Below are 25,747 nucleotides of genomic sequence, written 5' to 3'. Positions count from 1 at the left end.
GCAATATGGCTCGGTAGCTCAGTTGGTAGAGCAATGGATTGAAGCTCCATGTGTCGGCGGTTCGATTCCGTCTCGCGCCATTTTATTAAGCGGGTGTAGTTTAGTGGTAAAACTACAGCCTTCCAAGCTGTTGTCGCGAGTTCGATTCTCGTCACCCGCTTTATTTGGATATTATAGCCAAGCATTTGCTTGGGCGCGTAGCTCAGATGGTTAGAGCGCACGCCTGATAAGCGTGAGGTCGGTGGTTCGATTCCACTCGTGCCCATATTGGAGAATTACTCAAGAGGCTGAAGAGGACGGTTTGCTAAATCGTTAGGTCGGGTAACTGGCGCGGGGGTTCGAATCCCCCATTCTCCGTAGTATTATGACGAATTATCTTTTAGATAATTCGTTTTCTTTTTTTTGAGGTGACAAAATGAAAAATAGTTTTTATCGATTTCTTCTTTATGGGTTTATTATTATTCTATTTTTTGTAATGCTTTTTTCTTTTGTCTTTACTAATAAAAAATTAACGAAGGATATCTCTTTTAATGTATCTGGTTTGGTTACAAAAGTAGACTCTGTTGTTTCAGTTCCATTTACTGCACTATCAAAATCTCACAATGTGCTTTCTGATCTTTTATCAACTTATTCTGAGAATCGTGATTTAAAAAAATCTTTGTCAAATTTAGAAAATCAATCGGCTATTATTTCTAACTTGCAAGAAGAGAATGATTCTTTAAGAGCATCTCTTAATCTTTCGGACAAGCTAAGTCGTGATAATGTTCTCACTGCTGAAGTTTCTATGAGACCTTCTGTGACTTGGTTAAAAGAGTTAACTATTAATGTGGGTAAGTCTAAGAATGTTAGTAAATCTATGCTAGCAACTTCTAATGGTGGAGTTATTGGATTTGTAACTAAAGTTTATAATGATACAACAACTATTTCTTTACTTTCTAGTAGTTCTAGTGATAGCTACCTTGCATCTAGTGTTAAATCAGAGGACGATAATCAGATTTTCGGGATTATATCACGTTATGACAATAAAAAGAAGCTATTAGAGATGACACAACTCAATTCATCTTCTAACGTTAAGGTCGGCACTGTAGTAGTCACAAGTGGTCTTGATGATGTATCAGTAAAGGATGTTCCAATTGGTACTGTAGACTCTGTTATTGATTATGAAGGAAATCGTACGATTTTGGTAAAACCTTATGCTGATTTTGATAAAATTTCTTATGTTACTTTAGTTGGAGATGGTAAATAATATGAAATTGTCCAAGTATTCTATTATTCCTTTCTTACTGAGTATTGTCCCTTTTCTATGGGATGGTCATATTTCTATGATACTTAATCATTATTTATCCCCTGAATTTTTTCTATCATCTCATCTTTTTATTATTTATATTTTCATCTTAACTCTTGATTTTCCAAATAAGTATGCATTTCTTTACCTTATTTGTTTTGGATTTCTTTATGATACCTATTATTTCAAAACAGTTGGTATAGTGATTCTAACTCTGCCACTGTTATGCTATCTGTTAACTCAGCTAGGTCGAATTGTTAAGAGAAATACCTATGTTGATTTTTTGTTAATGTTTTTATTCTTATTTCTCTTTGATACCATAAATTTTGGCTTTGCCTTATTCTATGGTTTCTCCAATGAGTCTGTGACGGATTTTATTATTTATCAACTAAGTCCTAGTATAGTGTTTAATCTTTTGATCTTTATCTTTATTAAACCTATTCTTGAAAAATTATTTTTGTATCTGTCAGTTGATAGATTTAAATAGAACTGTAATATTGGCGTAACAAAGTTTGCGCCATTTTTTGATACAATAAGAAGGTCTTATCGAAAAGGAGTAGTATTTTATATTATGAAAAAACGTATTCTTTCAGCAGTGTTGGTAAGTGGTGTAACCTTATCAGCAGCTGCATCAGTACATGCAGAGGATTATGATTCGCAAATCGCTGCTGCAGATAACGCAATTAGTAACCTTGCTTCTCAACAAGAGACTGCACAAGCGCAAGTTGCTACAATCCAATCTCAAGTATCTACACTTAGAACACAAAAATCAGATTTGGAAACTAAAAATGCTGAACTTGAAAAAGTATCAGCAGATTTGGAATCTGAAATTCAAGAATTATCAAGTAAAATTGTAGCTCGTCAAGATTCTTTGGCGAAACAAGCTCGTAGTGCTCAACAAAATAATACTGCGACTAGCTACATCAACTCTATCTTGAACTCTAAGTCAATCTCTGAAGCTATTACTCGTATCACAGCTATTTCAAAAGTTGTTACGGCTAATAATGACATGTTGACAAAACAAGAGTCTGATCAAAAAGAGCTTGCTGCAAAGCAAGAACAAAACCAAGCTGCTATTAATGAAATTGCAACTAATAAAGCTGAGCTTGAAACAACAGAAGCTGGTTTGACAACTCAACAAGCTGAACTAGAAGCAGCACAAGTTACTTTGGCTGCAGAATTGGCTACAGCACAAGATGAAAAAACATCACTTGTTTCTGCTAAATCAACTGCAGAAGCTGTGGCAGCTTCAACTGCAGCCTCAGTTGCTCAGTCTCAAGCAATTGCAGAATCAGAGGCAGCAGCACAAGCAGTAGCATCTTCAGAAGCGGCAGCATTTGTAGCTCAATCAGAGGCGGCAGCAACTTCAGAAGCTGTAGCTCAACCTTCTGAAGCTACTGTTTCAGAAACAGCGACAGCCTCAGAAGTAGCACAAGAACCGGTTTCATCAGAAACTTCAGAAACTACTCAAGAGCCAACTGTTGCAACTTCAGAAGCAACACAAGAGCCTGCTACTCCAGCAACATCTGAAGCACAGCCAGAATCAGCTGCGTCAGAGGCACAACAAGAGCCTGCTGCCCCAGTAACATCTGAAGCACAACCAGAATCAGCTGCTCCAGCAGCTTCAGAAGCTCCTGCTAGCGAAGCACCTGCGGCAACATCTGAAGCACCAGCAAGTCAAGCACCTGCAGCTTCAGAAGCACCAGCTCCTGCTGCTGAAACACCTAAAGTATCAGCAGCATCAACTCCTAATACATATCCAGTTGGTCAATGTACTTGGGGTGCTAAATCATTAGCTTCATGGGTTGGTAATTACTGGGGTAATGCTAAAAACTGGATTGCTAGCGCACAAGCAGCTGGTCACTCAGTTGGTACGACTCCTGTAGCCGGTGCAATTGCGGTTTGGCCAAATGATGGTGGTGGTTATGGTCACGTAGCTTACGTAACATCAGCATCAGGTGCAAATTCAATTCAAGTTATGGAATCAAACTATGCTGGTAACATGTCAATCGGTAACTACCGTGGTACATTTGATCCAACATCTTCAGCTCACGGTGGTTCTGTATATTATATTTACCCATAATGAACACAAAAAGGCGATTCGAATTTTCTCGAGTCGTTTTTATTTTATGGCAAAATGTCTTTACTTTCTGGAACAGCTTTTAGACGGGAAAATGTCGAGGTTAAGGTTAAATCTTTTTAGTCTTGTTAAGTTACTGTGACACCATTTATTTTGCATTGAAAATCAATCTAAAAAAAGGTAGAATGGTTTAGTAGATATTTTGGAGGAAATCATGTCTTATACGAATTTGAAGTTGTTTGCTTTATCGTCTAACCAGGAATTAGCAGCAAAAGTTGCTGATAAAATGGGTATTGAACTCGGAAAATCAAGTGTTCGTGAATTTTCAGATGGTGAGATTCAAGTTAATATTGAAGAATCTATCCGTGGTCATCACGTTTTTATTCTTCAATCTACAAGCTCTCCTGTAAATGATAACTTGATGGAAATCTTGATTATGGTTGATGCGCTAAAACGTGCAAGTGCAGAAACAATCAGTGTTGTTATGCCTTATTATGGTTATGCACGTCAAGACCGTAAGGCACGTTCACGTGAACCAATCACATCTAAGTTGGTTGCTAATATGCTTGAGGTTGCAGGTGTTGATCGACTTTTGACAGTTGACCTCCATGCTTCTCAAATTCAAGGATTCTTTGATATTCCTGTAGACCATTTGATGGGGGCGCCACTTATCGCAGATTACTTTGATCGTGCTGGTCTTACTGGGGATGATGTTGTTGTTGTTTCTCCAGACCATGGTGGTGTGACTCGTGCACGAAAACTTGCTCAATGTTTGAAAACACCAATTGCAATCATTGATAAGCGCCGTAGTGTTGATAAAATGAACACTTCTGAGGTTATGAATATTATTGGTAACGTTGAAGGTAAAACATGTATCTTGATTGATGATATGATTGATACTGCGGGTACAATCTGTCATGCGGCGGATGCGCTTGCTGAAGCTGGTGCAACTCATGTTTATGCTTCATGTACTCACCCTGTATTGTCAGGTCCAGCACTTGATAATATTCAAAAATCTGCTATTGAGAAGCTTGTCGTATTGGACACGATTTATCTTCCAGAAGAACGTTTGATTGATAAAATTGAACAAATTTCAATTGCTGATTTGATTTCAGAGGCAATTATTCGTATTCATGAAAAACGTCCATTGTCACCTTTGTTTGAAATGGGCCATAAATAGACTAAAGCTAGCTTAGGCTAGCTTTTTTGGTGTTTAAATGCGTTTGAGTTTTTGATATAATGTTAGGCATAATTGCAAAGAGGTGACTGTGATGGATTTAACACAACGTTTTAATAAAAATTTAGATAAGATTGAAGTTTCAATGATTCGTCAGTTTGACCAATCAATTTCAGATGTACCAGGGATCAAAAAGTTGACACTTGGTGAACCTGATTTTACAACTCCAGATCATGTAAAAGAGGCTGCTAAATCTGCTATCGATGCTAACCAGTCGCACTATACAGGTATGGCAGGGCTTCCTGCCTTACGTCAAGCAGCTGCGGAGTTTGTTAAGGAAAAATACAATCTTACTTATAACTCAGAAAATGAAATATTGGTGACTATTGGAGCTACAGAAGCCCTTTCTGCAACTTTGACAGCGATTTTGGAGCCAGGAGATACGATTCTTTTACCTGCACCAGCCTATCCTGGATATGAGCCGATTGCAAATCTAGTTGGTGCTGAAATTGTTGAAATTGATACAACAGCTAATGATTTTGTTTTGACTCCGGAGATGTTAGAAAAGGCAATTTTGGAGCAGGGAGATAAGCTCAAAGCCGTTTTGCTTAACTACCCAACCAACCCAACCGGTGTGACCTACTCACGTCAACAGATTAAAGATTTGGCTGAAGTTCTGAAAAAATACGATATTTTTGTTGTTAGTGATGAAGTTTACTCTGAGCTAACTTATGTGGACCAACATGTATCTATTGCTGAGTATTTGCCGGAACAAACAATTTTGATTAATGGTTTGTCTAAATCTCATGCGATGACAGGCTGGCGTATTGGTTTGATTTTTGCACCTGCAGTTTTAACGGCTCAGTTGATTAAGAGTCACCAGTATTTGGTAACAGCTGCAGCTACTATGGCACAATTTGCAGCTATTGAAGCCTTATCTGCTGGTAAGGATGATGCCCAACCAATGAAAGTTGAGTACTTGAAGCGTCGTGATTATATTCTTGAAAAAATGACTGAACTTGATTTCAGAATTATTAAACCTGATGGTGCTTTCTACATCTTTGCTAAGATTCCAGAAGGGTATACTCAAGACTCCTTTAAGTTCTGCCAAGACTTTGCTCGTGAAAAAGCTATTGCGATTATCCCAGGGGTCGCTTTTGGAAAGTATGGCGAAGGCTTTGTTCGCTTGTCGTATGCGGCTAGCATGGATACTATTGAAACAGCTATGACTCGTTTGAAAGAGTTTATGGAAGAACATGCAGAAGCTTGAGAGTAGAGGGCTTGTCCTCTTCAATCGTAATTATCGTGAGAATGATAAACTAGTTAAAATTTTTACCGAGCAAGCTGGTAAACGGATGTTTTTTGTTAGAGGTGGTGGAGCAGGTAAATTAAGTGCTGTCATTCAACCTTTGACCATCGCTGAATTCATGATGACTGTAAATGATGAAGGTCTATCTTTCATAGAAGATTATAGCCAGGTAGAGTCCTTCAAGGAAATTACAAGCGATATTTTCAAGCTGTCTTATGCGACTTATTTGGCTGCATTGACAGATGCTACTATTGCTGATGGTGTGCCAGATGCGCAATTATTTGTATTCTTGGAGAAGACGCTTGAATTAATGGAAGAAGGCTTGGATTATGAAATATTGACTAATATCTTTGAGATTCAGGTTTTAGACCGTTTCGGCGTACGCTTGAATTTTCACGAGTGTGTCTTTTGTCATCGTGTAGGTCTTCCTTTTGATTTCTCGTTTAAGTTCTCGGGGCTACTTTGTCCAAATCACTATGCAGAGGATGAAAGGCGTAGTCACTTGGACCCTAATGTGCCTTATCTTTTAGATCGTTTTCAGGGGCTTTCCTTTGAAGAATTGAGAAGCATATCTGTTAAGGATGACATGAAACGAAAGCTACGATATTTTATCGATGACCTCTATGATAATTATGTTGGAATACATCTTAAAAGTAAGAAATTTATTGATAATCTAAATTCTTGGGGCCATATTATGAATAAAGAAGATAGTGCTGACTAGACATTATCTTCTTTTTGTTTCACGTGAAACAGGAAAGTAATGGTTTTCAGTCTCAGGGGTTAAAATGCAGGTCAGTTCGTGCTATAATAATAAGATAATAAGCTGAAAGACTCTGCTAGAAACAGTGAACTAGTCTATTTTAGTTACCTAATATTTTATTGAAAGAAATCTGAGTTTGTTTTTTATGGCAGAGGACGAGAGGGAGAATGCTATGCATGTAATTGCAGTAGATGCTATGGGTGGCGATAATGCGCCACAAGCAATTGTAGAGGGAGTCAACCAAGCTATAGCAGATTTCAAAGATATTGAAATCCAGCTTTATGGTGATGAAGCTAAAATCAAGACTTATTTGACAGCGAATGAACGTGTGAGCATTGTGCATACTGATGAAAAGATAAATTCGGATGATGAGCCAGCTAAAGCTATTCGCAAGAAGAAAAAAGCTTCAATGGTCTTAGGTGCACAAGCTGTTAAGGAGAAAAAAGCAGGTGCCGTGATTTCTGCGGGAAATACAGGTGCCCTTCTTGCCGCAGGTCTCTTCGTGGTCGGACGTATTAAGGGAGTTGAGCGTCCAGGTCTTATGTCAACAATGCCAAGTTTTACTGGTCAACCCTTTGATATGCTTGATTTAGGTGCAAATGCGGAAAATACAGCTAGTCATTTGCATCAATATGCTATTTTAGGCTCTTTCTATGCTAAAAATGTGCGTGGCATTGCCAACCCTCGTGTAGGTCTCCTTAATAATGGGACTGAGGAAACAAAGGGGGATAGTCTTCGTAAGGAGGCTTTTGAACTCCTATCTAAGGAGCCAAGTATTAACTTTGTTGGTAATGTTGAGGCGCGTGAAATTATGTCAGGAGCTGCTGATGTAGTAGTCGCTGATGGTTTCACAGGAAATGCAGTTCTTAAGGCAATTGAAGGAACGGGACTTGGTGCCATGAAGACTCTTAAGTCAGCTATCATGAATGGTGGTCTTAAAGCTAAGTTAGGTGCCTTCCTATTGAAAGATAGTCTAAAAGGTATGAAAGAGACTATGGATTACTCTAGTGCCGGAGGTGCGGTTCTCTTTGGTCTTAAAGCTCCCGTAGTAAAATGTCATGGATCTAGTGATGCTAAGGCAGTTTACTACACCATTAAGCAGGTTCGTACGATGCTTGATACTAAGGTTGTTGAGCAGCTAGTTGAAGCCTTTAGTCCGAAAGAGGAGGCTAACTGATGAGTAGAGTAGAAATTCTTCAGAAAATGCAGCTCGTGATTCAAGAGCAGATGGGTAAAGAGGATATTGTTTTAGCCGAAGAAACCAAATTAGATGACTTGGGTGTGGATTCAATAGAACTTATGGAATTCATTATTAATTTGGAGGATGAGTTTGCTCTTGAGATTTCCGATGATACTATTGACCATATGGTTAAGGTAGCTGATTTGTTGGACTATTTGTCTGAGGAATTGAATAAAGAATAAGAAAGCTAGAGTTAGATAAGAGTATAATAGTTGTGTATTATATGATTGTTATTTTGTGGGAGTGAGGCAAGAAACTAAATGTTATATGGATTTAGTTCTGTCACACTCCTTTTTTCTATACATTTTTTATTAGGGAACTCTAAAAAAGAATCAAAAGACGAACGTTGTTTTTTTACTAAAGTAATAAAGTTTGCTATATATTGGTTTTTGGATTCTGGTGTGGTATAATTAGGAAGAATAAACTTGAAAGGCGAACAATACCATGTCAAATCAACTAATTTATACTGGTAAAGCTAAAGATATTTATAGTACAGAAGACGAAAATGTGATTAAGTCGGTCTATAAGGACCAAGCAACTATGCTTAATGGTGCTCGTAAGGAGACTATTAAGGGAAAGGGTGTGCTAAATAATCAGATTTCGTCTCTTATTTTTGAAAAATTGAATGCTGCGGGTGTAGCTACTCACTTTATCGAACGTATTTCTGACACAGAACAACTCAACAAGAAAGTGAAAATCATTCCTTTGGAGGTTGTTCTTCGTAACGTGACTGCGGGTTCTTTTTCTAAACGTTTTGGCGTGGAAGAAGGTTTGGACTTGAAAACTCCTATCGTTGAATTTTACTATAAGAACGATGATTTGGATGATCCATTCATCAATGATGAGCATGTGAAGTTCTTGGATATTGCCAATGATGAACAAATTGCTTATATCAAGGAAGAAACGCGTCGTATCAATGAATTGCTGAAAGATTGGTTTGCACAAATTGGTCTTCGTTTGATTGACTTCAAATTGGAATTCGGTTTTGATAAGGATGGCAAAATTATCTTGGCAGATGAATTTTCACCAGATAACTGCCGCCTTTGGGATGCTGAAGGGCACCATATGGACAAGGATGTCTTCCGTCGTGATCTTGGTAGCTTGACAGATGTTTATGAAGTTGTATTGGAAAAATTACAAGGATTGAAGTAGCCTTTTACAAATAGAATACTTGGTCTTCACTACAATCTTTAAGTAGAAATAGATAAAGGAAATAAAATGGATAAACGTATTTTCGTTGAGAAAAAAGCTGATTTTCGTGTGAAATCTCACTCTTTAGTAAAAGAATTAAAGCATAATCTTCAGTTGAAAACTTTGAATGATCTTCGTATTGTTCAAGTTTACGATGTCTTTAATTTGGCAGAGGACTTGTTTGCGTGTGCGGAAAAACACATCTTCTCTGAGCAAGTGACCGATACTGTTTTGGATGAAGCTGCGGTTAAGGCTGATCTTGAGAAGTATGCTTTCTTTGCTATCGAAAGTTTGCCTGGTCAATTTGACCAACGTGCGGCATCTTCACAGGAAGCTTTGCTTTTGCTTGGTAGTTCAAATGATGTAACGGTGAACACAGCGCAACTTTACTTGGTTAACAAGGATATTGATGCGAATGAGTTGGAAGCTGTCAAAAACTACCTCTTGAACCCAGTGGATTCTCGTTTCAAAGACATCACTGTTGGCATTGCTAAACAGGATTTCTCTGAGTCTGACAAGACCATTCCAAGTTTGGATTTCTTTGAAACTTATACGGCAGAAGATTTTGCTAAGTATAAGGCAGAGCAAGGATTGGCAATGGAAGTGGATGACCTTCTCTTCATTCAAGATTACTTCAAGTCTATTGGACGTGTGCCTACTGAGACTGAGTTGAAAGTTTTGGATACTTATTGGTCTGACCACTGCCGTCACACAACTTTTGAGACGGAGTTGAAGAATATCGACTTCTCAGCTTCTAAATTCCAAAAACAATTGCAAGCGACTTATGACAAATATATCACCATGCGTGATGAGTTGGGACGTACAGAAAAACCTCAAACCTTGATGGATATGGCGACTATTTTTGGCCGTTATGAGCGTGCTAATGGTCGTTTGGATGACATGGAAGTGTCTGATGAAATCAATGCCTGCTCAGTTGAAATTGAAGTGGATGTCAATGGTGTGAAAGAACCATGGCTTCTCATGTTCAAGAACGAAACTCACAACCACCCAACTGAAATTGAACCATTTGGTGGTGCAGCTACTTGTATTGGTGGAGCCATTCGTGACCCATTGTCAGGTCGTTCATATGTTTACCAAGCCATGCGTATCTCAGGTGCTGGTGATATTACAACACCAATTGCTGAAACTCGTGCTGGTAAATTACCACAACAAGTGATTTCTAAAACAGCAGCTCACGGTTATTCTTCATACGGTAACCAAATTGGTCTTGCAACAACCTATGTTCGTGAATATTTCCACCCAGGTTTCGTTGCTAAGCGTATGGAGCTAGGTGCCGTGGTCGGTGCGGCTCCTAAGGAAAATGTTGTCCGTGAAAAACCTGAAGCAGGTGATGTGATTATCTTGCTCGGTGGTAAGACTGGACGTGATGGTGTCGGTGGTGCGACAGGTTCATCTAAAGTTCAAACGGTTGAATCTGTTGAAACAGCTGGTGCTGAGGTTCAAAAAGGGAATGCCATCGAAGAACGTAAGATTCAACGTCTTTTCCGTAATGGGGAAGTGACACGTCTTATCAAGAAATCAAATGACTTTGGTGCTGGTGGTGTCTGTGTGGCTATCGGTGAATTGGCAGATGGTCTTGAAATTGATCTAGACAAAGTGCCATTGAAATATCAAGGCTTGAACGGTACAGAAATTGCCATTTCTGAGTCTCAGGAACGTATGGCTGTAGTGGTTCGTCCAGATGATGTAGACGCCTTCGTTGCTGAATGTAATAAAGAAAATATTGATGCTGTTGTCGTTGCGACAGTGACTGAAAAACCAAATCTTGTTATGCACTGGAATGGCGAAACCATCGTTGATTTGGAACGTCGTTTCCTTGATACAAACGGTGTGCGTGTAGTTGTGGATGCTAAGGTAGTTGACAAGGATGTCAAGCTTCCAGAAGAACGCCAAACATCTGCCGAAACCCTTGAAGCTGATACTCTTGAAGTCTTGGCTGATCTTAACCATGCCAGTCAAAAAGGGTTGCAAACTATCTTTGATAGCTCAGTTGGTCGTTCAACAGTCAATCACCCACTTGGTGGTCGCTACCAAATTACACCAACTGAAGCTTCTGTACAGAAATTGCCAGTCCAACATGGTGTGACAACAACTGCTTCTGTTATGGCGCAAGGGTTCAACCCTTATGTAGCAGAATGGTCTCCATATCATGGTGCGGCTTATGCGGTCATCGAAGCAACCGCTCGCTTGGTTGCTGCTGGTGCAAACTGGTCTAAGGCTCGTTTCTCTTATCAAGAATACTTCGAGCGTATGGATAAACAAGCAGAGCGTTTTGGTCAACCAGTATCAGCTCTTCTTGGATCAATTGAAGCTCAGATTCAACTTGGGTTGCCATCTATCGGTGGTAAAGACTCTATGTCTGGTACCTTTGAAGAATTGACAGTACCACCAACCTTGGTTGCTTTTGGTGTCACAACTGCAGATAGCCGTAAGGTCCTTTCTCCAGAATTTAAAGCTGCTGGTGAAAATATCTATTACATCCCAGGTCAAGCTTTGGCACAAGAAATTGACTTCGATCTCATCAAGTCTAACTTTGCTAAGTTTGAAGCCATCCAAGCTGATCACAAAGTGACAGCAGCATCAGCTGTCAAATATGGTGGTGTTGTTGAAGCTCTTGCCCTTGCAACATTTGGTAACCATATTAGTGCCACTGTAACCCTTGAAAATCTTGAGACTGCCTTGACAGCTCAATTGGGTGGATTCGTCTTCACATCTCCGGAAGATATTGCAGGGGTTGCCAAGATTGGACAAACAGCAGCTGACTTTACACTTACTGTCAATGGTGTAACGCTTGATGGACACAAACTTGACAGTGCCTTCCAAGGTAAATTGGAAGAGGTTTACCCAACGGAATTTGCACAAGCAACTGAGTTGGAAGAAGTACCTACTGTGGCATCAGATGCTGTTATCAAAGCTAAAGAAACAGTTGATACACCAGTGGTTTACATCCCAGTGTTCCCAGGTACTAACTCTGAGTACGATTCAGCTAAGGCCTTTGAAAAAGAAGGTGCAAAAGTCAACTTAGTACCATTTGTAACACTTAACGAAGAGGCTATTGTCAAGTCTGTTGACACCATGGTTGACAATATCGAAAAAGCTAACATTATCTTCTTTGCAGGTGGCTTCTCAGCAGCCGATGAACCAGATGGATCAGCTAAATTTATCGTTAACATCTTGCTCAATGAAAAAGTACGTGCAGCCATCGATAGCTTCATCGAACGTGGTGGTTTGATTATCGGTATCTGTAACGGATTCCAGGCTCTTGTCAAATCAGGTCTTCTTCCATATGGTAACTTTGAAGATGCAAGCAGTACTAGTCCAACCCTCTTCTACAATGATGCCAACCAACACGTGGCTAAGATGGTTGAAACACGTATTGCCAACACGAACTCACCATGGCTTGCCGGAGTAGAAGTTGGTGACATCCATGCCATCCCAGTATCACACGGTGAAGGTAAGTTTGTCGTGACAGCTGAGGAATTTGCAGAGCTTCGTGACAATGGTCAAATCTTTACCCAATATGTTGACTTCGAAGGTAAACCAAGCATGGATTCAAAATACAATCCTAACGGATCTGTGAATGCTATCGAAGGTATCACAAGTAAGAACGGTCAAATTATTGGTAAGATGGGTCACTCAGAACGTTTCGAAGACGGTCTTTTCCAAAATATTCCAGGAAATAAAGACCAACACCTCTTTGCGTCAGCGGTTAAATACTTTACTGGAAAATAATAGAGTGCCAAGTGTACTCAGTAATGATATTTTTCGATATGCAGTGGTTATAAAGAGCTTGAAAACTTGAGTTCCAATTAGTGAAATGAGAGGGTAGAAACAGTTTTTCGTTCGCCTTGCATAAGGAAAATATCAAAAATAAAAGGTATAAAAAATGACATACGAAGTTAAATCTCTTAATGAAGAATGTGGTGTTTTTGGTATCTGGGGTCACCCAGATGCTGCCAAATTAACTTATTTCGGACTTCACAGTCTCCAACACCGTGGTCAAGAGGGAGCAGGAATTCTCTCAAATGATGCGGGTCAATTGAAGCGTCATCGTGATATGGGGCTTCTCTCAGAAGTTTTTCGTGATCCAGCCAACTTGGACAAGCTAACTGGAACGGCTGCTATCGGTCATGTTCGTTATGCGACTGCTGGTGAAGCTTCGGTGGATAACATCCAGCCCTTCCTCTTTCGCTTTCATGACAATCAGTTTGGACTTGCCCACAACGGGAACTTGACTAATGCAGAGTCACTTAGACGTGAGTTGGAAAAAAATGGTGCAATCTTTAACTCGACTTCTGACTCAGAAATTTTGGCCCACTTGATTCGTCGTAGCCATAACCCATCCTTCATGGGTAAGGTGAAAGAAGCCTTGAACACTGTTAAAGGTGGATTTGCTTACCTCCTCATGCTTGAGGACAAGCTCATTGCAGCCTTGGATCCAAATGGTTTCCGTCCCCTTTCTATTGGTAAGATGGCCAATGGAGCTATTGTGGTTTCATCTGAAACCTGTGCCTTTGAAGTGGTTGGAGCAGAGTGGATTCGCGATGTGAATCCAGGTGAGGTTGTTATCATCGATGATAATGGCATTACTTACGATAACTATACAACGGACACCCAATTGGCTGTTTGCTCAATGGAGTATATTTACTTTGCCCGTCCTGATTCAAATATCCAAGGGGTCAATGTCCATACAGCTCGTAAACGTATGGGTGCTCAATTGGCACGTGAATTCAAACATGAAGCAGATATTGTAGTTGGTGTGCCTAATTCATCACTTAGCGCAGCCATGGGATTTGCAGAAGAATCAGGCTTACCAAATGAAATGGGCTTGATTAAAAACCAATACACTCAACGTACCTTTATCCAACCAACACAAGAATTACGTGAGCAAGGGGTTCGTATGAAGCTCTCTGCCGTATCAGGTGTTGTTAAAGGCAAACGTGTGGTTATGATTGACGATTCTATTGTACGTGGGACGACCTCACGTCGTATCGTTAATTTGCTAAAAGAAGCAGGAGCAACAGAGGTCCACGTAGCAATCGGTAGTCCAGCCCTTGCCTATCCATGTTTCTACGGTATCGATATTCAAACACGTAAGGAATTGATTGCGGCCAATCATACAGTTGAGGAAACACGCGAAATCATTGGTGCGGATAGCTTGACTTACTTGTCTATTGATGGCTTGATTGATTCTATTGGAATTGACACAGATGCACCGAACGGTGGCCTTTGTGTGGCTTACTTTGATGGTAAATATCCAACACCATTGTACGATTACGAAGAACGCTATTTGGAAAGTTTGAAAGAACACACTTCTTTCTATTAAGAGTAGTCTAGAAGGAAAAAAGAGTAAAAAATTATGTCTAAAAATGCTTACGCTCCACGTCTAACTACTGACTAAAAGCTAAAGCATTTGTCAGTAGACGCTTTGACCTATGGAGCCAAAGCTGGAGATCTGACTAGTATTTTTCTCGAAAAAAGAAAAGGAATAAACAAATGACAAATAAAAATGCGTATGCCCAATCGGGTGTGGATGTTGAAGCAGGTTATGAAGTTGTTGAACGTATCAAAAAACACGTTGCCCGTACAGAGCGTGCAGGTGTCATGGGAGCTCTCGGTGGCTTCGGTGGTATGTTTGACCTTTCAAAAACAGGTGTCAAAGAGCCCGTTTTGATTTCAGGTACAGATGGTGTCGGTACTAAACTCATGCTTGCTATCAAGTACGATAAACACGATACTATCGGTCAAGACTGTGTAGCTATGTGTGTTAACGATATCATCGCTGCAGGTGCTGAGCCCCTTTACTTCCTTGACTACGTAGCAACTGGTAAAAATGAACCAACTAAATTGGAACAGGTCGTTGCTGGTGTGGCTGAAGGTTGTGTGCAAGCTGGTGCTGCCCTCATTGGTGGTGAAACTGCTGAAATGCCTGGTATGTATGGAGAAGACGACTATGATTTGGCAGGTTTCGCGGTAGGTATCGCAGAAAAATCTCAAATCATTGACGGTTCAAAAGTGGCTGAAGGTGATGTGCTTCTTGGACTTGCCTCAAGCGGTATCCACTCAAATGGTTACTCACTCGTGCGTCGTGTCTTTGCGGATTACACAGGTGAAGAAATTCTCCCAGAACTTGAAGGCAAAAAACTCAAAGACGTTCTTCTTGAACCAACTCGTATCTACGTCAAAGCGGCTTTGCCACTCATCAAAGAAGAATTGGTGAACGGTATTGCCCACATCACAGGTGGTGGTTTCATCGAAAATGTACCACGTATGTTCTCAGATGACTTGGCTGCTGAAATTGACGAAAGCAAAGTGCCAGTTCTTCCAATTTTCAAAGCCCTTGAAAAATATGGTGAAATCAAACATGAAGAAATGTTTGAAATCTTCAACATGGGTATTGGTCTCATGCTTGCGGTTAAACCAGAAAATGTTGAACGTGTCAAAGAACTTCTTGACGAACCTGTTTATGAAATCGGTCGTATTGTGAAGAAAGATGGCGCAAGTGTGGTGATTAAATAATGGCTAAAAGGATTGCTGTATTTGCCTCTGGCAACGGCTCAAACTTCCAGGTGATTGCGGAACAATTTCCAGTAGAATTTGTTTTTTCAGATTACCGTGATGCCTACGTCTTAGAACGTGCCAAAAATCTTGGTGTGGCTAGCCATACCTTTGAACTCAAGGAATTTGACAATAAAGCGGCTTATGAAGAGGCTATCGTCAAACTCTTGGATGATCACCAGATTGATTTGGTTTGTTTGGCCGGTTATATGAAAATCGTCGGCCCAACCTTGCTAGCAGCTTACGAAGGCCGTATTATCAATATTCACCCGGCTTATCTCCCTGAATTTCCGGGGGCTCACGGTATTGAGGATGCTTGGAATGCAGGTGTTGACCAGTCTGGTGTAACTATTCACTGGGTGGATTCTGGCGTTGATACCGGAAAGGTCATCAAACAAGTCCGTGTGCCACGCCTTGAAGGTGATACCCTTGATACTTTCGAAACTCGCATCCACGAAGCAGAGTACAAACTCTATCCAGAAGTCTTGGATAGTTTGGGTGTAGCGAGAAAATAAGAAAGCGCTAGAGCGAAAGATAATTTTCGACTGTAGCAGATAAAGAACTTTTTTAAAAAAGGAAAAGAGAGAAAATGACTAAACGAGCACTTATTTCAGTCTCAGATAAAGCGGGCATCGTTGAATTTGCCCAAGAACTCAAAAAACTAGGTTGGGACATCATCTCAACAGGTGGTACCAAGGTGGCCCTTGACAATGCTGGGGTAGACACTATCGCCATTGATGATGTGACTGGTTTCCCAGAAATGATGGACGGTCGTGTTAAGACCCTTCACCCAAATATCCACGGTGGTCTCCTCGCTCGTCGTGACCTCGATAGCCACCTTCAAGCGGCTAAGGACAATAATATCGAACTTATTGACCTTGTTGTGGTAAACCTTTATCCATTCAAGGAAACCATTCTCAAACCAGATGTGACTTACGCTGACGCAGTTGAAAACATCGATATCGGTGGTCCATCAATGCTTCGTTCAGCAGCTAAAAACCACGCTAGCGTAACAGTTGTGGTGGACCCTGCTGACTATGCGGTTGTGCTTGACGAATTGGCAGCCAACGGCGAAACAAGCTACGAAACTCGCCAACGTTTGGCAGCGAAAGTATACCGTCACACAGCTTCATACGACGCTTTGATTGCAGAATACTTCACAGCTCAAGTGGGTGAAACAAAACCTGAAAAACTCACTTTGACTTATGACCTCAAGCAACCTATGCGTTACGGTGAAAACCCTCAACAAGACGCAGACTTCTACCAAAAAGGTTTACCAACGGCTTACTCAATTGCTTCAGCTAAACAGCTTAACGGTAAAGAATTGTCATTCAACAATATCCGTGACGCTGATGCCGCTATCCGTATCATCCGTGATTTCAAAGACCGTCCAACAGTTGTGGCTTTGAAACACATGAACCCATGTGGTATCGGTCAAGCTGATGACATTGAAACAGCTTGGGACTACGCTTATGAAGCTGACCCAGTGTCAATCTTTGGTGGTATTGTAGTCCTCAACCGTGAAGTTGACGCTGCGACGGCTAAGAAAATGCACGGTGTCTTCCTTGAAATCATCATTGCACCAAGCTACACAGACGAAGCGCTTGAAATCTTGACAACCAAGAAGAAAAACTTGCGTATCCTTGAGTTGCCATTTGACGCTCAAGATGCTAGCGAAGTGGAAGCAGAATACACTGGTGTTGTCGGTGGACTTCTCGTTCAAAACCAAGACGTTGTTAAAGAAAGTCCAGCTGACTGGCAAGTGGTTACTAAACGCCAACCAACTGAAACAGAAGCAACAGCTCTTGAGTTTGCTTGGAAAGCCATCAAGTACGTCAAATCAAACGGTATTATCGTGACTAACGACCACATGACACTTGGTGTTGGTCCTGGTCAAACTAACCGTGTGGCTTCTGTCCGTATCGCCATTGACCAAGCTAAAGACCGTCTTGACGGCGCTGTTCTTGCTTCAGATGCCTTCTTCCCATTTGCAGATAACGTGGAAGAAATCGCTAAAGCAGGTATCAAGGCTATCATCCAACCAGGTGGCTCAGTACGTGACCAAGAGTCAATCGAAGCGGCTGATAAACATGGTTTGACAATGATCTTTACAGGAGTGAGACATTTTAGACATTAATTATAACCACCCGTCTTGATATGATACCTCTTAAGTAGACATGGTAAATACCTAAAATCTACTTAAGAGGTATTTTTATGTCTAGAAGAGAAAGACCAGGCTTGTCTCGATTATATTAATGGTAATCGTTCCAGATCTGAAATATGCTGGTAGTCCTTTTTTTTGGTATAATTGAAAAAAAATAGAAATGAAGATTATGAAAAAATTTCAAGTTTTTACTCCTTCTAAATATGTTGAGCAAATGTTAGATAACATTGACTATAAAGGTGATGCAATTTTAAAAAAATACTTTCTTGAAAATTCGGTTGGTGAAGGGAATATACTATTAAAAGCTGTAGAAAGATATATAAAGTCAGCGCAAAGTGCGGGTATTACTAAAAGAGAACTGATGAAGGATTTAGAACAATATTTTATTGGGTATGAAATTGATAAATCTGTTATTGATGCTTGTATATCTAAGTTGGATCACCTGTTATTGAAATATGGATTGAAAAATATAAAATGGGATATCCGAAACGAGGACTATCTCAAATCTAGTTTAGAGGTTCGAGTGGATTATATTGTAGGTAATCCACCCTATATTACTTATCAAGAACTTTTAAAAGAACAAAGACAGTACTTGAGGGAAAACTTTTTTGTGTGTAAAAAAGGAAAGTTTGACTATTATTATGCTTTTGTTGAAAAGAGCATGAATGATTTATCAGGGAATTCGGGGAAAATGGCTTACTTAATTCCAAACAGTATTTTTAAAAATGTGTTTGCTCAAAACTTGAGAAATATGATAATCACTAATATTACGAATATTATTGATTATAAGTATACGCATATTTTTGGAAATGTTTTGACATCGTCTGCAATTATTATTATTGATAAGAATGAGATAATTGATAAAATTTTTTATGATGATGTTGATAATGATAACAAGTTTGAAATTGATAAAAAAGAATTACAAACTCAGTGGTATTTTGAAGTTAATTCTCTAAAATATGAATCAAATATTAAGTTTGGGGATTTTTTCAAGGTGGCGAATAGTGTTGCAACTTTATTAAACAAAGTATTTATTATACCTAATGACTTAAGTGTTGAGGAAGAAGTAGTCAGACCAGCTGCTAGTCCAAGACAATTATCTAAAGGGATTACTGAAAAAATAATTTTTCCATATACTTATGATGAAGGTATTCTAAAGAAATATTCTACTGAAGAGTTTGAAAAAAACTTTCCGAAAGCTTATTCATATCTAAAAGATAACTTAGATGCTTTAAACAAGAGGAAATCAGACGGAGAATGGTTTGAATATGGAAGAAGTCAGGGGCTTCAATTTTTAAATCAAAAGAAATTAATGATTTCATCGGTGATAACAGAAAAAGTTCGAGTTTACGAGTTAGACGAAAAGACAATTCCCTATTCTGGTTTTTATATTATTCCAACTGGAGATAGAAATTTAAAGTTTGCTAAAGAAATTTTAGAGTCAGTAGAATTTTATGATTATCTTGAAACAAGAGCTATAAATGCGAGTGGGAAATCAATCCGTATATCTGTGAATGATATAAAAAATTATCCAATTAAGTAGTAGTGTGGAGGATTATAATATATGAGTAAAGAAATCTCTTTTAGTGTCAGTGCGAAAGCTGCGCGATTAATAGGGCGAGAAAATATAACAGATGTCAGCGGAGCCTTGACAGAATTAGTGAAAAATTCGTATGATGCAGATGCGGAATCAGTATTAATTAACTATGACATACCTTTTCCTATTATTGAGGAGGGACAAGATATAAGCGAAAATATCAATGTTCTATCTTCCAGAGATTTTGAGTTTTTAAAAAATGAACAATGTATAAAAATTGAGAATTCAACTATAAAAATAAATTTTTTTCATGATAAGGAGTCTGAAATAGATTCTGATGAGGAAAATAAAAAGCCGAAGTTAGAAGAGGGGGCTGAAACAGATTCCGATGAGAAAAATAAAAAACCAAACTTAGAAATTATTAAAGAAATTCTTTCTAAATATAACCATATTTATATTATTGATGATGGAACGGGAATGACAGGAGAGATTCTTTCTACAGTTTGGATGAATATAGGGACTAGTGATAAAGAGAAGAATACAACAAGTAAAAAAGGTAGGCAGAAAACAGGAGCAAAGGGGATTGGAAGGTTTGCTCTTGATAAGTTATCTACTGCTACTGAAGTCTATACTCGTCAAAAAGATGATTCTTTATATAGATGGAGTTTAAATTGGGAATTATTTGAAAACTCTGAGTTTATTGATGATGTAAAAGCAGAATTAGATATTATTGATGACAAGACTATGGGTCAGATTGCAGAAACATTTATCAAGTCGAATGATAATAGATTTATTGATTTTGAAAATAATTCTGGAACTATAATTCATTTGAATCCGATTAGAGATAATTGGTTTAATAGAGATTTTCGGAAAGTAAACAAAAATTTAAAAAGTATTAATCCACTGACTAGTACAGATCGTTTTGAAGTAAATGTATTGAACAATTATGACCCTAGTCTGGATTTTAAAACCTCCCAAGACCGTTTTGATAGAAAAAGATATGATTATAGAGTAAAGGCTGAGGTAAAGAATGGGGAGCTCAGTTTGCTTTTTGATAGAAATGAGCTTGATTTGTCATTGAAGACCATTGAAGTAACTAAAGGAGGTGAAAATTTTTCTATAGATCTAGATTCTGAATTTTGGAGCGACAGTGCTTTTCAAAAGGAATTAACAAATAAGTCTAGCTTTGATAGTAGCATAGAATATTCGTTTAAAATTTCAGATATCATAGATTCTAATAATTTCTCTATTAGAGATATTGAAAGTATTGGTAATTTTACTACAGAACTCTTCTTTCTAAAGAGCGCAGCAAGTTCTATACCTATTTTGAAAAGGTTCAATGCTACTGAAAGAAAAAAGTGGTCTGAAAATTTTTCGGGTATAAAAATATATAGGGATAACTTTAAAGTACGCCCGTATGGAGATGATGGCAGATATTTTGATTGGTTGAGTCTATCAGAGAGACAGCAGAAGAATCCAGGTGCACCAACTAATAAAGCTCCTTGGAGGGTTTTGCCGTATCAAATTTTTGGAGAAGTACTAATTTCTAGAGAAGGAAATCCAAATTTAACAGATAGTGCCAATCGAGAAAGTCTAGTAGAAAACAGAGAATATTCTCTACTGAGAGAAATATTATTATTTATTATTGAAAAATTTGAAGAAGATAGACAATATCCATTGCAGATATTAGGTAATCTGATTGATCGCCGCTATGAGAAAATTCGTTCAGAAAAGAAAAAAGCATTTATGAAAGATATCAAAAGAAATTTATCAGAAGGAAAAGGGGCCATTCCTGATGATAGGTCTAGTGATACTGATACTTCTATTGATAGTAAAAATAATTCAGAAGATGAGTGTAATACTGAATTTAAAGATAGCGATATAGAGCAGGCCTTAGACAGAATTACTGGTGAATTTGAACAGAGTGAAATAATGAATATACTTATGTCATTGAGTTCATCCGGTGTAATGGCTTCAACTTTTGCTCATGAGATAAACGGAGTAGCAACTGATTTAGGTACTCGTAATGACCATTTAAAGATGTGCATAGAATCAATATTACCTGAGAGTGATTATAGTGGTAAAAGTTTTTTGAACCCATATAAGTTGTTGAAAAACTATTCTGTAACTGATAGGTTATTGGCTGCATGGTTATCAGTGATTATTACTCCTCTTGAGAAAGAGTCAAGAGAAAATACTATTTTTAGCTTTGATTACGAATTACGCCATATAATACAATTGTGGAAACCATTACTAGATTCTAAATTTATATCAATATATGAAGATTTTACTGAATCAAAAATTACCCTCGACAATTTTAATCAATTAGATTTATTTTTAATTTTAAATAATTTTATTTTAAATTCAGCTTATTATTTGGAAGAGAAGGACTTTGGTGAAAGGCGAATAAATATTTCTCTTGTTGAAACACAAAATTCAATAATTCTTGAACTTTCAAATAATGGTAAAGAATTATCTGAGAGATATAAAACAAATCCTAACTACATTTTAAAACCAGGTATTACTACGAAGCCTGAAAATGAAGGAACTGGATTAGGTTTGTGGATTTTAAATGAAGCAGTGGAAAGAAATGGTGGCAGGACAGAAGTAATCGCGGATTTTGAAGGTTTCAAAATTAAGATAATATTTAGTAAACAAAAGGAGTTATAGTGGTGATAAATATTGGAATTGTTGAAGATAAGGAGTCTGAACTTGAGAATATAAAGAGGACTTTTTATAGTTTTTATAAAGAAAATTGTGATTTTCAGGATTATATCATTGATGAATATGGGAAAAAAGAAGAATTAGTTAATGAAATTTTAGATGATATCTCAAGTACTAGAATTGATGCACTAGTGGTAGACTATTTAATTTCTACAGAGGGTTTCAAGATTGAGGGAAATGAAATATATGAATCAGTAAAAAAACACATTCAAAATTTTCCTGTTGTTATTCTTACGCAATACGTTGACGATTCTCAAAAAAGTGAAATTATAGACCCTGATAAGGTTTATAGAAAAAGTATTTTTTTTGATATAAATACTCAAAAATCAAAAGATTCTTTGAAAAATATAGATATAAGTATAAGAAACTTTCAAAGACAAAAAGAAGAAATAGAGCAAAAAATTGTATACGAGCAACAGAAAATTAGAGATAGCGAAATCGATTCATCAGTTCTTATAAATCTATCCGAATTGGAGTTTAACTTAAATAAATATAGAGTTTCTGATAACGCAACTGAACTAGATAAATTGTTTGATATTAGTCAGTTAGAATGTGCAGTAAAACTTATAAAAGACCTAGGAGAACTATAATATTCATGGATAAAATTGGAGAGTTTCGACGTCATAAAATTATACGGACTTGTCAGAAAAAGTATAAAAGATATAAAAGCTATAAAAAATATTTAAAAAAAGATTTCGATAGCAAGTGTGCATATTGTAATGTTTCAGACGAGCAAATTACGACTCCATTTGAAGTAGACCATTTTGTGCCAAGTAAAATTTGTGAGGAATATAATAGGCATGATTTGATTACTGATTATAGTAATCTGATATACTCTTGCAAGAAATGTAACTTAGCCAAGAGCGACTTGTATAATGGGAGCAGAATCCCTGAAGAACTTTCTAATGATAGATTTTATAATCCTGTAGATGTTGATTATAATAATATATTTTACAGAAATATTATAGGCGGCATTGATTCGCAAGATATAAAAGGTCGAAATATGATTGTTGATTTAAAACTGTACCGAGTATTTCATAACTATGCTTGGATTTCAGAAGAACTGTTTAGAGTACGTTCTGAAATCGATTCTAAAATTGTTAAAATTCCAGTTGAAGATGAAAGGCGAATCAAATTATTAGAAGTTCAGAGAATCATAACTAATGAAGCTATAAAGTATAAGGAATTGTTTCAAAAAGTTTACAATAAGTGATTTTTTATCGCACCATACCCGTGATGCGGTTTTTGTCTCACGAAAACCACTAGCCGTGCTAGTGGTTCCGAAAAGCTTTTAGCGATGTATCAAAAAAGTCCCCCTAAAGTGTTATATTAGATAAGGTTTCCCGACCGCTAACTAATATACAAAAGGAGGACCCCTGATGAGACAGGATAATAATAGTTTAGCACATACTACATGGAATTGTAAGTATCATATTGTGTTCGCACCCAAATATCGACGTCAGATAATTTATGGGAAATACAAAGCAAGTATTGGTAAAATCTTACGATTATTATGCGAAAGAAAAGGTGTTGAAATTCATGAAGCAGACGCTTGCCCAGATCATATTCACATGTTGGTGAGTATACCTCCGAAGTTAAGTATTTCCTCATTTATGGGATATTTAAAGGGCAAAAGTAGCTTAATGATATTTGATCGACACGCTAATTTAAAGTATAAATATGGGAATTGCAAATTTTGGTGTCGAGGCTTTTATGTTGATACGGTTGGGCGAAATCAGAAGCGAATTGAAGAATATATTCGTAATCAATTACAAGAAGACGTGATAGCAGATCAGCTCAGTCTTTTTGAGGAGTATGATCCGTTTACAGGTGAGAAGAATAAAAGAAAGTAGTTTTAAAGAGACCCGCTAGTCGGGTCAGCTAGCAAAGGTGGTGCTAAAGGGCAACCATTCGGTGGGCCTTTAGGCCTCGGCCAGTAGCAGAGGCTCTCCAGAATATAACAAAACAACCGTTCTCACGATTGTTCAATAGATTTAAACCTTTTCAAGGACAGACTGGGTTACCCAAGTCTTGCGATTTCCGATTTGGACGAGGATGCCATCGCTAGGTGGGTCAATGGCTAGCACTTTGAAGTTACCTGGAATAGTAAAGGTCTCACCAGGATTGAGGTACTGGTCTGAAGTTGGATTGCCTTGTCCATCAACTTCAAGAACAGGTCCAGGATCAACGATATTGTGTTTGGTTGGTGTGCCTCCTGCTAAATCTTGGCTGGTGATGTTATTTCCTACTATAGATGTTACACGGAAAGTACCTGTAAATCGGACAGTATCACCAATGTTGATAGAAGAGTTGGTTGTATTACTAGTCTGAGTTCCTGATTCAAGGTCTTTAAAGTGAATATAGCCGGATACTTGACTTTTATGGAAGCTACGTTTGTGGTATTTCTCAGGTCCTTGCCCCACATCGTAGTTGTACTCCTCAATCGTTACCTGATCTCCTTGAACGTCAGCAACCCAGGCTACATGCCCCATGTGACCGGCCCCGTTGACACCAGCTGAAAACCAAGCGATGCTCCCTACGGCAGGATTCATGTCGACACGGTAACCATTGGCACGTGCGATGCTTCCCCATGTAATGGCATTCCCATAGCCTACAGGTAGGTTGAAACCATTGGTGTTGCTGAGACGATAGGCTGCAAAGGATGTACACTGACGCCAGTACATGGTCCAAGGGTCTACTCCGAAGCCCCCATATTTCCAAGAGGAAGGGTAGTCATCTCCGAGGACAGCCGCCTGAGCAGAGGAGCTACACGAAACCGAAACAGTCGCTAGACAAGCTAGCGGTAAAAGACAATTAAGTAATTTTTTCTTCATTTTTAACCTCCACCTACCTATTCGTAGTTTTTCTGGAAAATGAAGATAATTTGTCTATTTTCAAAAAACTATATATAATTATATAAAATAATATATAAGGAGTTAATTATGACTGTTGTAGAGAAGCGTGTTCAAGTAAATTTCCAAACTAACCCGATTTTGTTGGAAAGGGCAAGAAAAATTGTAAAGGCAAATAATTTAGATATGAGTAAATCGTTTAATTTGTTTTTGGAGACGATTGTTGCTACCGAGCAAATACCAGTAATGACGGAGGATGAATTGCTAAAAGAAAGACTGTTTAGGCAGCTTAAAGCTGAAGTAGCAGAGAGTGTAGCTGAGTATCAGGCGGGTAATATAATACCCCTTGAGGAGGTTAAGGATGAATACAACCTATAGTCTTTCACTCACTAAGCGTGCTCGCTCTTCTTTGAGAAGTATATATGACTACATTCGTGATGTACTTTCTAATGAAACTGCTGCCAAGAAGATAGTTTCGAAGCTTTTGCAAGGAATGGAAAGTTTGAAGACTTTTCCTGAGGCTGGTTTTAATGCAGATCAACGTTATGGTAAAAGAATCAATGACACATTTGAGACACGAGCACTTGTCGTTAAACGCTATGTCATACTTTATTTTATAGACGAAAGTAGAAAAGAGATTGTAGTCTCCCACATCTTTAGTTCTAAAAGCGACTATATCAAGTTGTTATAAAAAAATTAGTTCCGAGGTTTAAGGTATTTTATTTCAAATTTTAAATAAAGAGAGAACAAAAAATGATGAAAGCTAATATACAATACATAGATTTATTTGCGGGAGCTGGTGGCAGTCATTTATAAAAAAGGTTACCAACATTTATAGTTAAGGAATAT

The 25,747-nt window shown here is 38.2% G+C and carries 22 protein-coding genes and 4 tRNA genes; 25 read left to right on the top strand and 1 reads right to left on the bottom strand.

Annotation, left to right across the window (positions count from 1 at the left end; genetic code table 11):
* The first annotated feature begins 7 nt into the window (after nucleotides 1–7).
* The 23 genes from HMPREF1517_RS04055 to tnpA all read left to right on the top strand — a co-directional run bounded on the left by HMPREF1517_RS04055 (nucleotide 8) and on the right by tnpA (nucleotide 23,899).
* Nucleotides 8–80: transfer RNA gene (locus tag HMPREF1517_RS04055), tRNA-Phe, on the top strand.
* A gap of 9 nt (nucleotides 81–89) precedes the next feature.
* A tRNA-Gly gene (locus HMPREF1517_RS04050) sits at nucleotides 90–160 on the top strand.
* 31 nt (nucleotides 161–191) lie between these two features.
* Nucleotides 192–265: transfer RNA gene (locus tag HMPREF1517_RS04045), tRNA-Ile, on the top strand.
* A 4-nt stretch (nucleotides 266–269) separates the two neighbouring features.
* Nucleotides 270–357, top strand: a tRNA-Ser gene (locus tag HMPREF1517_RS04040).
* 58 nt (nucleotides 358–415) lie between these two features.
* Nucleotides 416–1,246, top strand: a complete 831-nt coding sequence (mreC, locus tag HMPREF1517_RS04035) for a rod shape-determining protein MreC (protein WP_037599475.1) — start codon at nucleotides 416–418, stop codon at nucleotides 1,244–1,246.
* Between the two features lies 1 nt (nucleotide 1,247).
* Complete coding sequence (mreD, locus tag HMPREF1517_RS04030; RefSeq protein WP_037599472.1) at nucleotides 1,248–1,772, top strand: rod shape-determining protein MreD; 525 nt, start codon at nucleotides 1,248–1,250, stop codon at nucleotides 1,770–1,772.
* Nucleotides 1,773–1,856: 84 nt separating this feature from the next.
* The gene (locus tag HMPREF1517_RS04025; protein ID WP_037599470.1) at nucleotides 1,857–3,368 is read left to right on the top strand and encodes a PcsB-like coiled-coil domain-containing protein; all 1,512 of its coding nucleotides are present in this window, start codon (nucleotides 1,857–1,859) and stop codon (nucleotides 3,366–3,368) included.
* Between the two features lie 211 nt (nucleotides 3,369–3,579).
* Nucleotides 3,580–4,545, top strand: coding sequence for a ribose-phosphate diphosphokinase (locus tag HMPREF1517_RS04020; RefSeq protein ID WP_002886286.1), 966 nt, complete (start codon nucleotides 3,580–3,582; stop codon nucleotides 4,543–4,545).
* A gap of 91 nt (nucleotides 4,546–4,636) precedes the next feature.
* Nucleotides 4,637–5,812, top strand: a complete 1,176-nt coding sequence (locus HMPREF1517_RS04015; RefSeq protein ID WP_037599467.1) for a pyridoxal phosphate-dependent aminotransferase — start codon at nucleotides 4,637–4,639, stop codon at nucleotides 5,810–5,812.
* Nucleotides 5,799–6,572: a DNA repair protein RecO gene (gene recO / locus HMPREF1517_RS04010; RefSeq protein ID WP_037599465.1), complete on the top strand. Its 774-nt coding sequence runs from the start codon at nucleotides 5,799–5,801 to the stop codon at nucleotides 6,570–6,572. Before HMPREF1517_RS04015 ends, recO begins: the two co-directional genes overlap by 14 nt.
* 211 nt (nucleotides 6,573–6,783) lie before the next feature.
* Nucleotides 6,784–7,788, top strand: a complete 1,005-nt coding sequence (gene plsX / locus HMPREF1517_RS04005; protein WP_013989885.1) for a phosphate acyltransferase PlsX — start codon at nucleotides 6,784–6,786, stop codon at nucleotides 7,786–7,788.
* On the top strand, nucleotides 7,788–8,033 hold the full coding sequence (locus HMPREF1517_RS04000) for a phosphopantetheine-binding protein (RefSeq protein WP_013989886.1): 246 nt from the start codon (nucleotides 7,788–7,790) through the stop codon (nucleotides 8,031–8,033). The genes plsX and HMPREF1517_RS04000 overlap by 1 nt, the downstream gene beginning before the upstream one ends.
* Before the next feature lie 262 nt (nucleotides 8,034–8,295).
* On the top strand, nucleotides 8,296–9,003 hold the full coding sequence (purC, locus tag HMPREF1517_RS03995) for a phosphoribosylaminoimidazolesuccinocarboxamide synthase (protein WP_037599463.1): 708 nt from the start codon (nucleotides 8,296–8,298) through the stop codon (nucleotides 9,001–9,003).
* A 66-nt stretch (nucleotides 9,004–9,069) separates the two neighbouring features.
* Entirely contained in the window at nucleotides 9,070–12,795 is a 3,726-nt protein-coding gene (locus tag HMPREF1517_RS03990; RefSeq protein ID WP_037599461.1) for a phosphoribosylformylglycinamidine synthase, read from the top strand.
* A gap of 154 nt (nucleotides 12,796–12,949) precedes the next feature.
* Nucleotides 12,950–14,389, top strand: coding sequence for an amidophosphoribosyltransferase (gene purF / locus HMPREF1517_RS03985; RefSeq protein WP_013989889.1), 1,440 nt, complete (start codon nucleotides 12,950–12,952; stop codon nucleotides 14,387–14,389).
* 170 nt (nucleotides 14,390–14,559) lie between these two features.
* Nucleotides 14,560–15,582, top strand: coding sequence for a phosphoribosylformylglycinamidine cyclo-ligase (purM, locus tag HMPREF1517_RS03980; RefSeq protein WP_037599457.1), 1,023 nt, complete (start codon nucleotides 14,560–14,562; stop codon nucleotides 15,580–15,582).
* The gene (purN, locus tag HMPREF1517_RS03975) at nucleotides 15,582–16,136 is read left to right on the top strand and encodes a phosphoribosylglycinamide formyltransferase (protein WP_037599456.1); all 555 of its coding nucleotides are present in this window, start codon (nucleotides 15,582–15,584) and stop codon (nucleotides 16,134–16,136) included. Before purM ends, purN begins: the two co-directional genes overlap by 1 nt.
* Before the next feature lie 74 nt (nucleotides 16,137–16,210).
* Nucleotides 16,211–17,758, top strand: a complete 1,548-nt coding sequence (gene purH, locus HMPREF1517_RS03970; protein WP_037599454.1) for a bifunctional phosphoribosylaminoimidazolecarboxamide formyltransferase/IMP cyclohydrolase — start codon at nucleotides 16,211–16,213, stop codon at nucleotides 17,756–17,758.
* Nucleotides 17,759–17,945: 187 nt separating this feature from the next.
* Entirely contained in the window at nucleotides 17,946–19,328 is a 1,383-nt protein-coding gene (locus HMPREF1517_RS03965; protein ID WP_232219557.1) for an Eco57I restriction-modification methylase domain-containing protein, read from the top strand.
* Between the two features lie 21 nt (nucleotides 19,329–19,349).
* Nucleotides 19,350–21,992 carry an ATP-binding protein gene (locus HMPREF1517_RS03960; protein ID WP_037599450.1) on the top strand — a complete coding sequence of 881 codons (2,643 nt, stop codon included), beginning with the start codon at nucleotides 19,350–19,352 and terminating at the stop codon, nucleotides 21,990–21,992.
* A gap of 2 nt (nucleotides 21,993–21,994) precedes the next feature.
* A complete protein-coding gene (locus HMPREF1517_RS03955; RefSeq protein ID WP_037599448.1) occupies nucleotides 21,995–22,636 on the top strand; it encodes a hypothetical protein in 642 nt (213 codons plus the stop codon).
* 5 nt (nucleotides 22,637–22,641) lie between these two features.
* Entirely contained in the window at nucleotides 22,642–23,259 is a 618-nt protein-coding gene (locus HMPREF1517_RS03950; RefSeq protein WP_037599446.1) for an HNH endonuclease signature motif containing protein, read from the top strand.
* Between the two features lie 166 nt (nucleotides 23,260–23,425).
* A complete protein-coding gene (tnpA, locus tag HMPREF1517_RS03945) occupies nucleotides 23,426–23,899 on the top strand; it encodes an IS200/IS605 family transposase (RefSeq protein WP_037599444.1) in 474 nt (157 codons plus the stop codon).
* A gap of 141 nt (nucleotides 23,900–24,040) precedes the next feature.
* Here tnpA and HMPREF1517_RS03940 read toward each other — a convergent pair whose 3' ends face one another.
* Entirely contained in the window at nucleotides 24,041–24,880 is an 840-nt protein-coding gene (locus HMPREF1517_RS03940; protein WP_037599442.1) for a CHAP domain-containing protein, read from the bottom strand.
* Between the two features lie 108 nt (nucleotides 24,881–24,988).
* Here HMPREF1517_RS03940 and relB point away from each other — a divergent pair, with 108 nt between their 5' ends.
* Both relB and HMPREF1517_RS03930 read left to right on the top strand, forming a co-directional pair.
* On the top strand, nucleotides 24,989–25,276 hold the full coding sequence (gene relB, locus HMPREF1517_RS03935) for a type II toxin-antitoxin system RelB/ParD family antitoxin (RefSeq protein ID WP_002889575.1): 288 nt from the start codon (nucleotides 24,989–24,991) through the stop codon (nucleotides 25,274–25,276).
* On the top strand, nucleotides 25,260–25,589 hold the full coding sequence (locus tag HMPREF1517_RS03930) for a type II toxin-antitoxin system RelE/ParE family toxin (protein WP_002889576.1): 330 nt from the start codon (nucleotides 25,260–25,262) through the stop codon (nucleotides 25,587–25,589). Before relB ends, HMPREF1517_RS03930 begins: the two co-directional genes overlap by 17 nt.
* Nucleotides 25,590–25,747: the final 158 nt, after the last annotated feature.

The organism is Streptococcus sp. ACS2 (assembly GCF_000525585.1).
Taxonomy (GTDB): domain Bacteria; phylum Bacillota; class Bacilli; order Lactobacillales; family Streptococcaceae; genus Streptococcus.
This window is presented reverse-complemented; position numbering and strand designations above follow the sequence as displayed.

Bases quoted from the DNA above. Each gene is read 5' to 3' on its own strand.
- mreC (WP_037599475.1), top strand. From the start codon at position 416: ATGAAAAATAGTTTTTATCGATTTCTTCTTTATGGGTTTATTATTATT.
- mreD (WP_037599472.1), top strand. From the start codon at position 1,248: ATGAAATTGTCCAAGTATTCTATTATTCCTTTCTTACTGAGTATTGTC.
- HMPREF1517_RS04025 (WP_037599470.1), top strand. From the start codon at position 1,857: ATGAAAAAACGTATTCTTTCAGCAGTGTTGGTAAGTGGTGTAACCTTA.
- HMPREF1517_RS04020 (WP_002886286.1), top strand. From the start codon at position 3,580: ATGTCTTATACGAATTTGAAGTTGTTTGCTTTATCGTCTAACCAGGAA.
- HMPREF1517_RS04015 (WP_037599467.1), top strand. From the start codon at position 4,637: ATGGATTTAACACAACGTTTTAATAAAAATTTAGATAAGATTGAAGTT.
- recO (WP_037599465.1), top strand. From the start codon at position 5,799: ATGCAGAAGCTTGAGAGTAGAGGGCTTGTCCTCTTCAATCGTAATTAT.
- plsX (WP_013989885.1), top strand. From the start codon at position 6,784: ATGCATGTAATTGCAGTAGATGCTATGGGTGGCGATAATGCGCCACAA.
- HMPREF1517_RS04000 (WP_013989886.1), top strand. From the start codon at position 7,788: ATGAGTAGAGTAGAAATTCTTCAGAAAATGCAGCTCGTGATTCAAGAG.
- purC (WP_037599463.1), top strand. From the start codon at position 8,296: ATGTCAAATCAACTAATTTATACTGGTAAAGCTAAAGATATTTATAGT.
- HMPREF1517_RS03990 (WP_037599461.1), top strand. From the start codon at position 9,070: ATGGATAAACGTATTTTCGTTGAGAAAAAAGCTGATTTTCGTGTGAAA.
- purF (WP_013989889.1), top strand. From the start codon at position 12,950: ATGACATACGAAGTTAAATCTCTTAATGAAGAATGTGGTGTTTTTGGT.
- purM (WP_037599457.1), top strand. From the start codon at position 14,560: ATGACAAATAAAAATGCGTATGCCCAATCGGGTGTGGATGTTGAAGCA.
- purN (WP_037599456.1), top strand. From the start codon at position 15,582: ATGGCTAAAAGGATTGCTGTATTTGCCTCTGGCAACGGCTCAAACTTC.
- purH (WP_037599454.1), top strand. From the start codon at position 16,211: ATGACTAAACGAGCACTTATTTCAGTCTCAGATAAAGCGGGCATCGTT.
- HMPREF1517_RS03965 (WP_232219557.1), top strand. From the start codon at position 17,946: ATGAAGATTATGAAAAAATTTCAAGTTTTTACTCCTTCTAAATATGTT.
- HMPREF1517_RS03960 (WP_037599450.1), top strand. From the start codon at position 19,350: ATGAGTAAAGAAATCTCTTTTAGTGTCAGTGCGAAAGCTGCGCGATTA.
- HMPREF1517_RS03950 (WP_037599446.1), top strand. From the start codon at position 22,642: ATGGATAAAATTGGAGAGTTTCGACGTCATAAAATTATACGGACTTGT.
- tnpA (WP_037599444.1), top strand. From the start codon at position 23,426: ATGAGACAGGATAATAATAGTTTAGCACATACTACATGGAATTGTAAG.
- HMPREF1517_RS03940 (WP_037599442.1), bottom strand. From the start codon at position 24,880: ATGAAGAAAAAATTACTTAATTGTCTTTTACCGCTAGCTTGTCTAGCG.
- relB (WP_002889575.1), top strand. From the start codon at position 24,989: ATGACTGTTGTAGAGAAGCGTGTTCAAGTAAATTTCCAAACTAACCCG.
- HMPREF1517_RS03930 (WP_002889576.1), top strand. From the start codon at position 25,260: ATGAATACAACCTATAGTCTTTCACTCACTAAGCGTGCTCGCTCTTCT.